Origin of the sequence: Litchfieldella anticariensis FP35 = DSM 16096, assembly GCF_000409775.1 — a bacterium.
GTDB classification, from domain to species: Bacteria; Pseudomonadota; Gammaproteobacteria; order Pseudomonadales; family Halomonadaceae; genus Litchfieldella; species Litchfieldella anticariensis.
In genome coordinates, this window is record NZ_KE332388.1 from 342,498 (window position 1) to 356,356 (window position 13,859).

Consider the following 13,859-nt stretch of genomic DNA (forward strand, 5'->3'; position numbering starts at 1 on the left):
ATTGTCCTGCCTAAATACGTACGCCATTCCGTACTGGACAATATTTTGTACAGGAAAAGATCATGGAAGCTATCAGCTACAATGAGCACCTTCTCGTCTACAAGGTGACGGAAGATGCGCTGCTGATCGCGCAGTTGCACTACCGCTACTGAGGCATCGAACACTGATGGGCCGTCATGAGGAGACGAGGATGCCAGACGCACGAGAGACGGCGACGCGCAGCATACTGATCACGGGCTGCTCCAGCGGCATCGGCCATGCCGCGGCCCATGCCCTGGCGAGGCGCGGCTGGCGGGTCTTCGCCACGGCCCGCCGCGAGGCGGACGTCGCACGGCTCCGCGAGGAAGGCCTGGAGGCCCTGCCCCTGGACCTCGCCAGCAGCGCCTCGATCGAGAGCGCGGTCGCGACAGTGCGAGAACGTACCCAAGGACGGCTGACGGCGCTGTTCAACAACGGCGCCTACGGTCAGCCCGGTGCGGTGGAGGACCTGTCCCGGGCGGTGCTGCGGGCCCAGCTGGAGACCAACCTGCTGGGAACCCACGAACTCACCGCCCGGGTCCTGCCGATGATGCGCGCCCAGGGACACGGCCGCATCGTGCAGAACAGCTCGGTACTGGGCTTCGCCGCCCTGCCCTATCGCGGCGCCTACGTCTGCTCCAAGTTCGCCCTCGAGGGGCTCACCGACACCCTGCGCCAGGAGCTCAAGGGCAGTGGTATCCACGTCAGCCTGATCCAGCCCGGCCCCATCGCCAGCCACTTCCGCGAGAACGCCTACCGCGCCTTCAAGGCGAATATCGACGTCGCCCACAGCGTTCATGCCGATACCTATCGCAAGGTGGAGGCCCGCCTCGCCAGTCAGGACGGAAAGGCGCCCTTCACGCTGGAGGCCGACGCGGTGGTGGCCAAGCTCATCCACGCCCTGGAGAGCCGACGCCCGCGGCCCCGCTACGCGGTGACATTGCCCACCCACCTGTTCGCGGCGCTGAAGCGACTCCTGAGCACCCGGGGCATGGATCGGGTGCTGCTGCGTTCGACTAGGGATGAGCGGGAATTATCACAATAGAAACAAGCCACCGCAGGCCCGTGGTTGCCGTGTAGTAAGGCGTTCATCAGCGCCAGGCTTCTGGACAATGTCGTTCTGGGTCATAGTGGGTCCTGATTGAGAATATCGATATAGGCCCGGTAGGCGTAGATACGGTTGCGCTTCTGGCCGGTGATCTCATTGATGATGCCAAGCTCGGCTTCCATGGCCGTCAGCAGCTTGCCAACCGTGGCCGGGGTAAGCCCCGTGCGTTGGCAGAGATGGCTGATATTGGCGATGGGCTGTTGGAAGAGAGCGTCGATCAGCAGCCCAGCCGATCCCGCCTGGCGGCCAAGCACCGCCAGGCGCGCCTTGTCCTGCTCGCGTAGTTGGTTGAGCTGCTGAGCAGTCGTTACCGCCTGGGTCGCGGTGTCTGCGACGGCATCCACGAAGAACAGCAGCCAAGCCTCCCAGTCTCCGGTAACGCGTACCTGCTGCAACCGCTCGTAGTAGACCTGGCGATGCTTCTTGAAGAACACCGACAGGTAGAGCAAGGGTTCGTTGAGAATGCCTGCCTCGACCAGGATCAAAGGAATCAGCAGGCGGCCCAGTCGACCGTTGCCATCCATGAAGGGGTGAATGGTCTCGAACTGGACATGGGTCAGCGCGGCCTTGATCAGCGGATCGGTAGCCTCGGGGATATCGTTGATGAAATGTTCCAGCGCCGACCAGCAATCGGCCAGGTGCTGGGGTGGTGGTGGGACGAAGACTGCCTCATCGGGGCGGTGTCCTCCCAGCCACACCTGATTACTGCGAAACTCGCCCGGCCCGCGGTGGATGCCACGCCCCGAGGTCATCAGCGCCGTATGCATCTCCATCACCAGCCGATGGCTGATGGGAAAGCCCTCGCGGATACGTTGCACCCCCAGTGTCAAGGCGTTCACGTAGCAGGAGACTTCCTGAACGTCGTCCATGGGCACCCCCGGCATGCCCTCCATCTCATAGAGCATCAGGTCGCTGAGCGAGGATTGGGTACCCTCGATCTGCGATGACATGACCGCTTCCTTGCGCACATAGCTGTAGAGAAACAGTGAGGCATCGGGCAGCAGGGTACTGATGGCGTCAAGACGCCCCAACGCCAGCATCGCGTGGTTGATACGGCGCTGCAGCTTGCTGTCCAGTGCCAGCGGTGGTTCCGGCGGCAGCGAATCGGGGAGAAACGCCTGGCAGCGCACCCCACCGGCAATGCTGTCTACGTAGTGGCCTGTGAGTCCGCGTTCCATGGCGTTTGATCCCACTGCTTGGATGCAGCGCTTGGTTAAAATAGTGACGCATCTTATTTTAACTTAAGGCCTAAATTAAAATAAGCGCCGGTATTATTTTAGTTTCGTCGCCTTCCCCAACCGCCGACATGCCGATGCTATCGACATATCCCAAAGACGTGTCGATAAAATCGCGTTTTATAAACATGTCGTGGCGATGTGTCGATGTGGTGGACATATCAACTGGCTTCCCAGAGGGAGTCATTCAGGGCCTCCAGCACCTCATCGAGATGATGGTCCAGCACGGCGTCGAGGCGCTGGAGGCCGCCATGGTCGGCGAAGCGCTTGTTGATGAAGTCGCGGTCGAGCACCACCTCGTGGGTGAGCTGCTTGGCCAGGCGCTCGAGCCACTTGCGCTGGGCGGGCATCCAGGCGTGCAGGGCATGGCCTTGCCGGGCTGGCGCAGCTTGATCAGGGTGGTGTTGGGGTCGTGGGAGAAGGCACGCTCGGCACTACTGGCGAGCTCGAGAAAGATCGGGTCGTGCCCGGACAGAAACCCGAAGTTGCCGCCTTCCCCGCAGTCTGATTTTCCCTGCATTGAAGGCCTCTGCTTGTTTCTTGCTCGCATGGCTTGCCCGTCATCACCAATGCGCATAGGCTATACGCATAACTTTGGCGAGGCAGCAACCATGCATCAGATCTACGATACCCAAGCTCCAAAGAAACCAACAAACGTCAGCATTAATAGTGACTTGCTTGAAAAAGCCAGAAGTCTTGGCATCAACCTATCCGCTTCGCTGGAAAGCATCCTCGCCGAGCAGGTCCGTGCCGAGCAACGCACCCAATGGCAACAGGAGAATACTGGCGCGATCCAGGCGTACAACCAATTCGTTGAGGAAAACGGAACGTTCGGTGATAGCGCAAGGAAATTCTGATGGCCCAGTTCTGGGTGTACGAAAACAAGAACCCGGCATCACGCAAGCAATACCCTTACCTGCTCGATATCCAAAGTGACTTGCTGAGCGAGCTCCGCACCACTGTTGTTGTTCCGCTTTGCCCTGCCAATTTGGCAGAAGGAATGCAAATCTCTCGGCTCAATCCCAGCCTCCAGATCAATGGCGAAGTTTTCATCGCCATGATTCAAGATCTTGCTGGCATGGACAGGCAACGCCTGGGAAGCAAGGTTCGTGACCTCAACCAAGACCGAGAGAAAATCATCGCTGCTGTCGATTTCATGATCTCCGGTATATGAATGACAGGTTCCATGTTTTCCCCAATCAGCCCATGAAAGTTACCTGATGCATTGTTAAAAGCTTATTGGAATATTGTAGGCCCTCAGTGCATTACGGCCGAAGATTCCGCTGGTGTCGGAGACGCTTTCGAGCAGTTGCTCTGCTGCCATGAGCCATTGCCTGTAGTCGCCGGCCAGCAGGCAGACCGGCCAGTCGCTTCCCCAGATCAGCCGCTCCGCTCCGAAGCAATCCAGCAGGTGATCGACGTAGGGTTTCAGGTCATCAAGGGACCATCCTTCATTGGCTTCCGTGACCAGACCGGAGAGCTTGCAGTAGGCATTGGTGTTTGCCGCCAGCTCGGCCATCTGCCGGGCCCACGGGTCGAACTCTTCGCTACGAATCCGGGGTTTCGAGGCGTGATCGATCACCACAGGCATCTCGGGGTGGCGCTGCAAGAGTTGCAACAGGTTGGCCAGGTGTTGGGGAAGCGTCAGGGCATCGAGGGTCAGATCGGTGGCGATCATAGCCTTGAAGGCCCGTTCCAGCTCGGGCTTGAGCATCCAGTCCGGATCGGGGATATCCTGAATCATGGGGCGCAGACCCACTACTTTCGGCTGCTCCGCCAGTTGTGCGATCTCCGACTCCACGTCCGGACCTTCAAAATCCACCCAGCCAACCACGCCTTTGATGAAATCGTGCTTCTCGGCCAATGAGAGCAAGTATGCCGTTTCGGCCTTGGTGGGGGCTGCCTGGACCAGTACCGTGCCGTCGATGCCGTTCTGTACCAGAAGAGGGACAAGATTCTCGGGCAGGAAATCGCGATATAACTCGGTAAGTTCCGGTGTCAGCCAGCCGTAATCACCACGTGCGAGTTGCCAGAAATGTTGGTGAGCATCGACTCTCATGGCTGGACGATCCCCTTCTTGACGATGATATTGCCGTACAGACGCTGCTCGCCGGTCTGGACGATGGCGTAGGCGGAGCGGGCGCGTTCATAGAATGCGAAGCGCTCCAGACCGGCAAGCTGGGCAGGATGATCGGCGGTCCGGTCGATGATCTCCTGAAAGGCGGCGACGATGTCGGGCTCCGCATCGGGGTCGTCTACCACCTGCATGGTCAGTGCCGGTTTCGGGTCGAACGTGTCCAGTGGCATCAACTGCAGAACGGCGCCCAGTGTCTCGGTCGCCGATACGCCATCCAGCCGGATCACGCGAAGGGCGCAACTCTCGGCCGGGAAATTGGCATCAGCAATGACGATTTCATCACCATGGCCCATTGCCCGCAGCGCATGGAGCAGATCCGGTGACAGAATCGCGGGGATGTTGCGTAGCATGCGCCCTCTCCTCTTTGAGCTGTGTCGCGTTCGACCTTCGGCTACCGGGGCTGAGCCGGTCAGCGCGAGCGAAAATACTCGGGATGCAGCCGTTCCAACGGTTCGAGACGGGGGATCAGTTGTCTCAGATGCGCTTTCATCGCTGCTTGAGCGGCCGCCGGATCGCCGGCGCGGATGGCGTCGAGCACCCGCTGGTGCTCCTTGACGGCTCCCGCGGGGCGGCCTTCTTCTGGTAGCAACAACATGCGCGCACGTTTGAGCTGCAACGAAACGTTGCCGGCGACCAGAGAGACGCCGGGAAATCCGGTGAACTCCATGATCAGTTCGTGAAACTCCTCATCCGCCGTGTAAAAGCCTGAAAAATCACCGTCCTCTACCAAGAGTCGCTGCAGCCTGACATTGCGGGACAGTTGGGTCAGTTGCTCCTCGGTACGTTGCCGCGCCACTTTTTCGACTGCGGTGGTCTCCAATGCCTCTCTCAGGAAGCAGGCCTCCCGAATCTCCTCCATCGAGAAGGAGGACACGCGGGTGGCGGACTGGGGGATGACATCCACCAACCCCTCTTGGGACAAGCGTGCGATCGCTTCGGATACCGGTGATCGAGACACCCCCAGCTGTTCGCACAGGGCGCCTTTTTTCAGCACCGTTCCCGGTGGCAAGGCCAGGGATAGAATCGCCTCGCGCAGCGACTGGTAGACGCGCTGCGCCAATGAACCGCTCAGGCTCTCTATATCCGTCAATCCAGCCATACCCATAGCTACCGTCTCGTTCACAACATTCTCCTTACAGGCGCACCAACTAACATGTTAGTTGACACATGCAGCACCCAATGTTACTTGTAATATAACCTAAACAGCAACAACTATGAATTTCCTCTGGGAGACGCTGGATGAGCGCGACGCAACCCACTCTCCGCTTGCACCCGAACGACAACGTGGTCGTTGCGCTCGCGGATATTCCGGCGGGACATGAACTGGTCGGGATCGCCGACGCCTTGCAGCAACCGGTTCCGCGAGGTCACAAGATTGCGTCGCATCCCATCGAGGCTGGACGAAATGTCATTCGTTACGGCCAGATCATTGGTCAAGCGAAACAGGACATCGTGCCGGGTGAGCATGTCCATGTGCACAATCTCGGCATGGGGGAGCACACCCAGGAGTACGGCTTTGCCAGTCAGAGTGAACCGCTGCCACCTGCCGCGCAGAGCAGAACCTTCTTGGGTTATCGCCGGGCGGATGGGCGCGCCGGGACGCGCAACTACCTCGGCATTCTGACCTCGGTGAACTGTGCCGGCTCCGTGGCGCGCTTCATCGCCGAAGCGGCGGAAAAAAGCGATCTGCTGGACGCGTTTCCCAATATCGATGGCGTAGTGCCGATCGTGCACAGCACCGGCTGCGGCATGTCCGGCAAGGATGAGGGGTACGCGACGCTGTTTCGCACCCTGGCCGGTTACGCTCAGAACCCCAATTTCGGCGGCATACTCCTGGTAGGCCTGGGCTGCGAGGTGATGCAGATTGACGGTCTGGTCGGCGACCGCGAGATCCGTGCCGATGGCGCCTTGCGTTATATGACGATCCAGGCCGAGGGCGGTACCCGCAAGACTATCGAGCGCGGTCTGGAGGAGCTAAGGGGAATCGCCGAGATCGCCAACAGAGCACAGCGTGTGCCGGTGCCGGTGTCCGAAATCACGGTGGGGATGCAGTGCGGCGGTTCCGACGGCTACTCCGGCATCACCGCCAATCCGGCGCTGGGTTTCGCCTCCGACCTGTTGGTGCGCCACGGAGGCACCACCATTCTGTCGGAAACCTCCGAGATCTACGGCGCCGAGCATCTATTGACCCGTCGCGCCGTCTCGGCGGCGGTGGGGGAAAAACTGATCGCCCGCGTGCGCTGGTGGGAGGACTACTGCGCGCGCAACGGCGGTGAGTTGGACAACAATCCCAGCCCCGGCAACAAGCGTGGCGGCTTGACCACGATTCTCGAGAAGTCCCTGGGTGCGGTCGCCAAGAGTGGGGCGGCCCCGCTGACCGATGTTTATCGTTTTGCCGAGAAGATCGACAAGCACGGCTTCGTGTTCATGGACAGTCCGGGATTCGATCCCTGCTCCGTCACCGGTCAGGTGGCCTCCGGTGCCAATCTCATCGTCTTCACTACCGGCCGGGGGTCGGTATCCGGTTTCAAGCCCAGCCCCTGCATCAAGCTGGCGACCAACTCCGAGATGTACCGGCGCCTATGCGAGGACATGGACCTCAATTGCGGCGATATCGTCACCGAAGGGGTTTCCATTGAGGAAAAGGGCCACGAGCTGTTCGAGTTGATCATCCGGGTGGCCTCCGGCGAGCAGACCAAAAGTGAAATGCTTGGATTCGGCGGTGCGGAGTTCGTGCCCTGGCAGATCGGCGCGGTGATGTAGGCATGTATCGATGATCGACCATCCAATGGCAACTGGTCGCCGAGCGGCGCGGAAAGCCGGGCAGGAAAAAAGATAACAGTTGGAGACACATCCATGCGGCTTGAAGGCAAGACCATTTTCATCACGGCAGCGGGTCAGGGGATGGGCCGTGCCAGTGCGCTGGCCTGCGCGGCCGAGGGGGCCAGGGTGGTCGCGACCGACGTGAATGAAGAGACGCTGGAGAGGCTGGGCTCGGCTTCCGCCAGCATCGAGACGTACCGGCTGGACGTGACGGATGCGCATGCGGTACGGGAAATGGTGGCACGGCTGCCGGATTTGGATGGGCTGTTCAACTGCGCCGGTCATGTCCATCACGGCACCATCCTCGATCTGTCCGTCGAGGAGTGGGAGTTCAGCGTCAACCTGAACGTGACCTCCATGATTCGTCTCAGCCGCGCATTTTTACCCGGTATGTTGAAACGGGCGGAGAACGGCGGTACGGCGGCGATCCTGAACATGGCATCCATGGCCTCGTCGATCAAGGGTTTTCCGATGCGTACGGCCTATGGCGCCACCAAGGCGGCGGTGATCGGCCTGACCAAGGCAATCGCCGCGGATTTCGTCAAACAGGGGATACGCTGCAACGCGATCTGCCCCGGTACCGTGGATACACCCTCCCTGCGCGGCCGCATCGCGGCGGCGGCCGATCCGGTGCAGGCGGAAAAGGACTTTATCGCCCGCCAGCCGATGGGGCGCCTGGCAGAGGTGTCCGATATCACGCCTCTGGTCGTATATCTGCTGAGCGATGAGAGCAGGTTCGTCACCGGCCAGGCGATGCTGGTCGATGGCGGCGTCACCATCTGAGACAAATCCAGACAACAGGTACTGACTGCCGATAGAAGAATTAAAGAGGGCGCCAGGTGACACGACTCGTTGAAATGAAGGGCATCGAAAAGCGCTTTCCCGGCGTGCATGCCCTGAAAAACATCCACTTCGACCTGCACGCGGGTGAGGTGCACGCCCTGATGGGGGAGAACGGCGCCGGCAAATCCACGTTGATGAAGGTGCTTTCCGGTATCTATCAGCCCGATAGCGGCGAGTTCCGCATCGACGGCGAACCAGTGCAACCGCAGGGACCACGCGAAGCGCAGACGCTGGGGGTCGGCATCATCCATCAGGAACTGAGCCTGATGAACGATCTCACCGTGGCCCAGAACGTGTTTATCGGCCGCGAGCCACGCCGCTCTTTTGGGCGACTGGACGAAGCCGAACTGAATCGCCAGGCATCGAAGATATTCGAGGCGATGAACCTGCAACTGGATCCGAAGGCGGTCGTCGGCGACCTGACCATCGCCAAGCAACAAATGATCGAGATCGCCAAGGCACTCTCCTACCGCTCCCGCATCCTGATCATGGATGAGCCCACGGCAGCCCTTAACGATACAGAGGTAGCTGAGCTGTTCGCCATTATCCGTCAGCTCAAGGCCGAAGGCGTGGGCATCGTCTATATCAGCCACAAGATGGACGAGATCAAGCAGATCGCGGACCGCGTCACGGTGATGCGCGACGGCGAGTACGTGGCCACGGTACAGGCCGCCGACACGCCGCTGAGCCGGATCATCTCGATGATGGTCGGCCGTGAAGTCAGCGAGCAGCCGCTCCAGGTACCCAATACCTCCGCCAACGAAGTGGTGCTCGAAGTGAAGGGGCTCAACCGCGGCAGGGAGATTCGCGATGTCGGTTTCGATCTGAGAAGAGGCGAGATCCTGGGCTTCGCCGGCCTGATGGGCTCCGGCAGAACCGAGGTGGCGCGCGCGATCTTCGGTGCCGACCCGATCGATGCCGGCGAGATCCACGTGCATGGCAAACCCGCGAGGATCGGCTCACCGTATGACGCGGTACGCCTGAGGATCGGCTATCTGTCGGAGGATCGCAAGCACTTCGGTCTGGCGACGGGCATGGATGTGCGGGCCAACGTCGCGATGACCTGCCTGGACAAGTTCTCCAACGCCGTCGGCGTTCTGGATGAGTCCGAAATGCAGGCTGTCGCTCAACGCTATATCCAGCAACTCGGCATACGTACGCCGTCGGACAAGCAGCAGGTGACGTTGTTGTCGGGCGGCAATCAGCAAAAGGTGGTGATCGCCAAATGGCTGCTGCGCGACTGTGACATCCTGATCTTCGACGAGCCCACACGCGGTATCGATGTGGGGGCCAAGTCGGAGATCTACAAACTGCTGGAGGCGCTGGCCGAACAGGGGTGCGCCATCATCGTGATCTCCTCCGAACTGCCCGAGGTGATGAGGCTGAGTCACCGCATTGCCGTCATGTGCGAAGGGCGTCTGACCGGCATCCTGCCGGGCGGAGAGAACACTACACAAGAACGGATCATGGCACTGGCCACGCAGCGAGACGCTGTCATGAGCCTGGCAGGAGAACGAGAATGACGACGACTGCGCAAACCAAACCCTCGAACCTGCAATCCAAAAGCCCGCTCCAGCGCTTGATGAAAGCCGTCGCACACCAGCGTCTGCTGGCCTTTACCAGTCTAGTGATACTGCTGATCGCCTTTTCGCTGGCCTCGCCGAACTTCATGCAGACCTCGAACATGATCGCCATCCTGCAAGCGACTTCTGTCAACGGCGTACTGGCCGTGGCCGCGACCCTGGTGATCATCACCGGTGGTATCGACCTCTCCGTGGGTACCCTGATGACCTTTACTGCCGTCATTGCCGGTGTGGTCCTGACCTATGCCGGACTGCCGCTGCCGCTGGGTGTGCTGGCCGCCATCGGCGCGGGTGCCTTCTGCGGCCTCTGCTCCGGCACCTTCATCGCCAAGATGAAGATCCCCCCTTTCATCGCCACCCTGGGCATGATGCTGATCCTGAAAGGGCTGTCGCTGGTGATCTCCGGCACCCGTCCGATCTACTTCAACGATACGCCGGGGTTCGATCAGATCTCCCGTGGCTCGCTGATCGGGGAACTGATCCCGGCGCTGCCGATCCCCAACGGCGTGTTGATCCTGTTCCTGGTGGCCGGGGCTGCCGCCTACATTCTCGGCCGCACCGTACTGGGACGCTACACCTTCGCGCTGGGCTCCAATGAAGAGGCCGTGCGCCTGTCAGGCGTCAATACCGACCGCTGGAAGATCGCCGTCTACGCCCTTGCCGGTGGCATCTGCGGTATCGGCGGCCTGTTGATCGCGTCCCGCCTCAACTCGGCGCAACCGGCTCTGGGCCTTGGCTATGAACTGGAGGCGATCGCGGCAGTGGTGATCGGCGGCACCTCGCTGGCCGGTGGCCGCGGCACCATCCTCGGCACCCTGATCGGTGCGCTGATCATGGCGGTGCTGACCAACGGCCTACGCGTGCTCTCGGTGGCCCAGGAGTGGCAGACCGTAGTGACCGGGGCAATCATCATCCTCGCGGTCTATGCCGATATGGTGCGCAAAAAGAGAGCCTGAGGCTTGAACACCCAACCCGTTGCTTGACCAGGAAAAAGGGGAGCTTATCTCCCCCTGTTCCACCGCGAAAACAACAACATCAATAGAGGAAAACGCCATGTTGTCACGTCGCACTTTCCTGAGCGCCCTCGGCGCCTTGACCCTTGCCACCACCATCCCTGTTGCCGCCATGGCACAGGACGAGATGTATATCCCGCTGATCTCGAAAGGCTTCCAGCATCAGTTCTGGCAGGCGGTAAAAGCCGGTGCGGATCAGGCAGCCACCGAGTTCGGCGTCAGAATCACCTTCGAAGGGCCGGATAGCGAAGCGATGGTCGATCGCCAGATCGACATGCTGGCGGCGGCACTGGCAAACAAACCCGCTGCCATCGGCTTCGCCGCCCTGGACAGTCAGGCCGCGATCCCACTGCTGCGTGAAGCCGATGAAGCCGGTATCCCGATCATTGCGTTCGACAGCGGCGTGGACAGCGATATTCCGGTGACCACAGCAACTACCGACAACCTGGCCGCGGCGGCACTGGCGGCTGACAAGATGGCCGAACAGATCGGCGGTCAAGGCAAGGTGGCCGTGGTGGCGCATGACCAGACCAGCCGTACCGGTATCGATCGTCGCGACGGTTTTCTCGAGCGCATGCAGGAGGCCTATCCCGATATCGACGTGGTCACGGTGCAGTATGGCCAGGGTGACCAGCTCAGATCCACCGAAGTCGCCAAGGCGATTCTGACCGCCAATCCCGATCTGGATGGCATGTTCGGTACCAATGAAGGCTCCGCCATCGGCATCGTCAACGCGCTGCAGGAGATGAATACCGGCGATCTGGTCGTGATCGGCTACGACTCCGGCAAGATACAGACCGATGCCATCCGCAATGGACTGATGGACGGCGCGATCACCCAGAACCCGGTGGGTATCGGTTACGAGACGGTGAAAGCCGCGGTGATGGCGGCCAATGGCGAGACACTGCCCGAGGTGATCGACACCGGCTTCTATTACTACGACAAGACCAATATCGACGATCCGGAGATCGCCGCCGTTCTTTACGATTGAAGCCCCCTTGTTGTGCCCCCTTGAGAGGGGCTTCGGCCCCTCTCTTTTTTAATTCAGCGATCGATCGATAGGGAACCAGCATGAAACAGATTGCCGCCGTTCTTTACGATCGACCCCCTTGTTGTGCCCCCTTGAGAGGGGCTTCGGCCCCTCTCTTTTTTAATTCAGCGGTCAATCTCGATAGGAAACCAGGATGAAACTTCTGCGTCATGGCCCCCCCGGACAGGAAAAACCCGGTCTGCTCGATGACAGAGGACAGGTCAGGGATCTTTCCGGTGTCGTGCCGGATATCGCCGGCGATGTGCTGACCCGTGAGGGTATCGAAAGGTTGAAAGGGCTGGATATCGCACAATTGCCTGTCGTCACCGGGACACCGCAACAGGATCTGCGTCTCGGACCCTGCGTCGTTGGTGTGGGAAAGTTCATCTGCATCGGCCTCAACTATGCCGACCATGCCGAAGAGTCGGGGATGCCGGTACCGCCGGAGCCAGTGATCTTCGGTAAATGGACCTCCGCCATCGTCGGCCCGAACGACGATGTGGTGATTCCGCAAGGGTCCGAAAAAACCGACTGGGAGGTGGAACTAGGCGTGGTGATCGGTACCGGCGGTGCCTATATCGATGAGGCCGACGCCATGAATCATGTGGCCGGTTTCTGCATCATCAATGACGTGTCCGAGCGTGAATATCAGCTCGAGCGCTCCGGTACCTGGGACAAGGGCAAGGGTTGCGACACCTTCGGACCCACCGGCCCCTGGCTGGTCACGCCCGATGAAGTCGGCGATTTCAACGATCTGGGTATCTGGCTGGAGGTGGACGGTCATCGCTACCAAAACGGTTCCACCGCGACCATGGTGTACAAGGTGCCCCACCTGATCGCCTACTGTAGCCGGTTCATGAGCCTGCAACCGGGCGATATCATCTCCACCGGCACGCCGCCAGGCGTGGGGCTGGGCCTGAATCCGCCCAAGTATCTGAAGGGCGGCGAGGTGATGCGCCTAGGTATCGACGGGCTGGGTGTGCAGGAGCAGAAGGTACGTAGGCTCTGACGAACGTATGGCGCCGACTGAGTTGAGTGGAGTCCAGAGAGCCATCATGAAGACCAGAACAATTGATAGCAGCGGTATACAGATAAGCGAACTGGGATTCGGGGCTGCCGGCATCGGCAACCTCTATCGCCCGATCGACAACGCCCACGCGCTGGAAGCAGTCCATGAAGCCTGGCGCCAGGGGGTCAGGTATTTCGATACCGCACCACATTATGGCGCTGGTCTGTCCGAGCGGCGTCTGGGGCTGGCGCTGCAGGAACTGCCCAGGGAGGAGCAACTGCTCTCCACCAAGGTGGGGCGTATGCTGGAGCCCCTGGCGTCCAACGCGCCCGTGGATGGAGAGGGGTTCGCACAGGCCGCGCCGTTCATCCGGCGCTACGACTACAGTTACGACGGCGTGATGCGCTCGTTCGAAGACTCGCTGCAGCGCCTGGGCGTGGGTAGGATCGACATCCTGCTGATGCACGATATCGGCCGCCTGACCCACGGCGATGCGCACGACGAGATCTTCCGCACGGCGATGGAAAGCGGCTTCAAGGCAATGACCGAGTTGCGTGATCAGGGCCTGGTCAAGGCGATCGGGCTGGGCGTAAACGAGTGGCAGGTGTGTGACGAAGCGATGAACCATACCGACTTCGACTGCTTCATGGTCGCCAACTGCTTCACGCTGCTGGAAAACGGCATTACCGAACGCTTTACCGATCGTTGCCGCCGGGAACGGGTGTCACTGATCGTCGCCGCGCCGTTCAACTCCGGGGTGCTGGCGAAGGGCTCGAGCGGTTCCGGACACTATTTCTACGGTGATACACCGGCCGACGTCATCGAGCGGGTGAAGGGACTGGAGGCGGTGTGCCGGGAGTATGCCGTACCGCTGCCGGCCGCCGCCGTGCAGTTTCCCCTGCGGCATGACTGCGTCAAATCGGTGGTGATCGGTATGACCGACGATGCCCGCATTCGCCAGAATATCGATTGGTATGCTCACCCCATCCCGACGGAGTTTTGGCACACACTGACGGATAAGGGGTTCATCCGGCCGGGACGCGAAGCCTAGTGGAGAGGG

14 protein-coding genes are annotated in these 13,859 nt (G+C 60.5%); 10 read left to right on the top strand and 4 right to left on the bottom strand.

All coding sequences use genetic code 11. From position 1 onward, the window contains the following. Positions 1-190: 190 nt before the first annotated feature. Positions 191-1,063 (top strand): SDR family oxidoreductase, encoded by an 873-nt coding sequence (locus tag L861_RS08565; RefSeq protein ID WP_016416663.1) that lies wholly within the window; start codon positions 191-193, stop codon positions 1,061-1,063. Between the two features lie 80 nt (positions 1,064-1,143). On the opposite strand, the gene L861_RS08570 is transcribed toward L861_RS08565, so the two are convergent. Beyond that, entirely contained in the window at positions 1,144-2,304 is a 1,161-nt protein-coding gene (locus tag L861_RS08570) for a Fic family protein (RefSeq protein WP_016416664.1), read from the bottom strand. A 134-nt stretch (positions 2,305-2,438) separates the two neighbouring features. Between L861_RS08570 and L861_RS25355 the strand changes: the two genes are divergently transcribed. Next, positions 2,439-3,218, top strand: coding sequence for a type II toxin-antitoxin system CcdA family antitoxin (locus tag L861_RS25355; RefSeq protein ID WP_442915663.1), 780 nt, complete (start codon positions 2,439-2,441; stop codon positions 3,216-3,218). Continuing rightward, positions 3,218-3,535: a CcdB family protein gene (locus tag L861_RS08585; protein WP_016416668.1), complete on the top strand. Its 318-nt coding sequence runs from the start codon at positions 3,218-3,220 to the stop codon at positions 3,533-3,535. Before L861_RS25355 ends, L861_RS08585 begins: the two co-directional genes overlap by 1 nt. Before the next feature lie 54 nt (positions 3,536-3,589). On the opposite strand, the gene L861_RS08590 is transcribed toward L861_RS08585, so the two are convergent. From L861_RS08590 to L861_RS08600, 3 genes are read right to left on the bottom strand one after another with little or no spacing between them, the layout of a single operon-like run. Further along, positions 3,590-4,420: an amidohydrolase family protein gene (locus L861_RS08590; RefSeq protein ID WP_016416669.1), complete on the bottom strand. Its 831-nt coding sequence runs from the start codon at positions 4,418-4,420 to the stop codon at positions 3,590-3,592. Continuing rightward, the gene (locus tag L861_RS08595; RefSeq protein WP_016416670.1) at positions 4,417-4,848 is read right to left on the bottom strand and encodes an RbsD/FucU family protein; all 432 of its coding nucleotides are present in this window, start codon (positions 4,846-4,848) and stop codon (positions 4,417-4,419) included. Before L861_RS08595 ends, L861_RS08590 begins: the two co-directional genes overlap by 4 nt. 59 nt (positions 4,849-4,907) lie before the next feature. Then, entirely contained in the window at positions 4,908-5,621 is a 714-nt protein-coding gene (locus L861_RS08600; RefSeq protein WP_236617117.1) for a GntR family transcriptional regulator, read from the bottom strand. Positions 5,622-5,737: 116 nt separating this feature from the next. Between L861_RS08600 and L861_RS08605 the strand changes: the two genes are divergently transcribed. The 7 genes from L861_RS08605 (at position 5,738) to L861_RS08635 (ending at position 13,850) form a co-directional block, all read left to right on the top strand. Then, positions 5,738-7,261 carry a UxaA family hydrolase gene (locus L861_RS08605; protein ID WP_016416672.1) on the top strand — a complete coding sequence of 508 codons (1,524 nt, stop codon included), beginning with the start codon at positions 5,738-5,740 and terminating at the stop codon, positions 7,259-7,261. Between the two features lie 93 nt (positions 7,262-7,354). After that, a complete protein-coding gene (locus tag L861_RS08610) occupies positions 7,355-8,104 on the top strand; it encodes an SDR family oxidoreductase (protein ID WP_016416673.1) in 750 nt (249 codons plus the stop codon). A gap of 56 nt (positions 8,105-8,160) precedes the next feature. After that, positions 8,161-9,687 (top strand): sugar ABC transporter ATP-binding protein, encoded by a 1,527-nt coding sequence (locus tag L861_RS08615; RefSeq protein WP_021029146.1) that lies wholly within the window; start codon positions 8,161-8,163, stop codon positions 9,685-9,687. Next, complete coding sequence (locus L861_RS08620) at positions 9,684-10,703, top strand: ABC transporter permease (RefSeq protein ID WP_016416675.1); 1,020 nt, start codon at positions 9,684-9,686, stop codon at positions 10,701-10,703. Before L861_RS08615 ends, L861_RS08620 begins: the two co-directional genes overlap by 4 nt. Positions 10,704-10,800: 97 nt before the next feature. Continuing rightward, a complete protein-coding gene (locus tag L861_RS08625; RefSeq protein WP_016416676.1) occupies positions 10,801-11,751 on the top strand; it encodes an ABC transporter substrate-binding protein in 951 nt (316 codons plus the stop codon). 193 nt (positions 11,752-11,944) lie between these two features. Further along, positions 11,945-12,799 (top strand): fumarylacetoacetate hydrolase family protein, encoded by an 855-nt coding sequence (locus tag L861_RS08630; protein WP_016416677.1) that lies wholly within the window; start codon positions 11,945-11,947, stop codon positions 12,797-12,799. 46 nt (positions 12,800-12,845) lie between these two features. Further along, positions 12,846-13,850: an aldo/keto reductase gene (locus tag L861_RS08635; RefSeq protein ID WP_035568233.1), complete on the top strand. Its 1,005-nt coding sequence runs from the start codon at positions 12,846-12,848 to the stop codon at positions 13,848-13,850. Positions 13,851-13,859: the final 9 nt, after the last annotated feature.

What these genes read in the sequence shown, in the direction of transcription:
- L861_RS08565 (WP_016416663.1), top strand. Translation starts at nt 191, where the DNA reads ATGCCAGACGCACGAGAGACGGCGACGCGCAGCATACTGATCACGGGC.
- L861_RS08570 (WP_016416664.1), bottom strand. Translation starts at nt 2,304, where the DNA reads ATGGAACGCGGACTCACAGGCCACTACGTAGACAGCATTGCCGGTGGG.
- L861_RS25355 (WP_442915663.1), top strand. Translation starts at nt 2,439, where the DNA reads ATGCTATCGACATATCCCAAAGACGTGTCGATAAAATCGCGTTTTATA.
- L861_RS08585 (WP_016416668.1), top strand. Translation starts at nt 3,218, where the DNA reads ATGGCCCAGTTCTGGGTGTACGAAAACAAGAACCCGGCATCACGCAAG.
- L861_RS08590 (WP_016416669.1), bottom strand. Translation starts at nt 4,420, where the DNA reads ATGAGAGTCGATGCTCACCAACATTTCTGGCAACTCGCACGTGGTGAT.
- L861_RS08595 (WP_016416670.1), bottom strand. Translation starts at nt 4,848, where the DNA reads ATGCTACGCAACATCCCCGCGATTCTGTCACCGGATCTGCTCCATGCG.
- L861_RS08605 (WP_016416672.1), top strand. Translation starts at nt 5,738, where the DNA reads ATGAGCGCGACGCAACCCACTCTCCGCTTGCACCCGAACGACAACGTG.
- L861_RS08610 (WP_016416673.1), top strand. Translation starts at nt 7,355, where the DNA reads ATGCGGCTTGAAGGCAAGACCATTTTCATCACGGCAGCGGGTCAGGGG.
- L861_RS08620 (WP_016416675.1), top strand. Translation starts at nt 9,684, where the DNA reads ATGACGACGACTGCGCAAACCAAACCCTCGAACCTGCAATCCAAAAGC.
- L861_RS08625 (WP_016416676.1), top strand. Translation starts at nt 10,801, where the DNA reads ATGTTGTCACGTCGCACTTTCCTGAGCGCCCTCGGCGCCTTGACCCTT.
- L861_RS08630 (WP_016416677.1), top strand. Translation starts at nt 11,945, where the DNA reads ATGAAACTTCTGCGTCATGGCCCCCCCGGACAGGAAAAACCCGGTCTG.
- L861_RS08635 (WP_035568233.1), top strand. Translation starts at nt 12,846, where the DNA reads ATGAAGACCAGAACAATTGATAGCAGCGGTATACAGATAAGCGAACTG.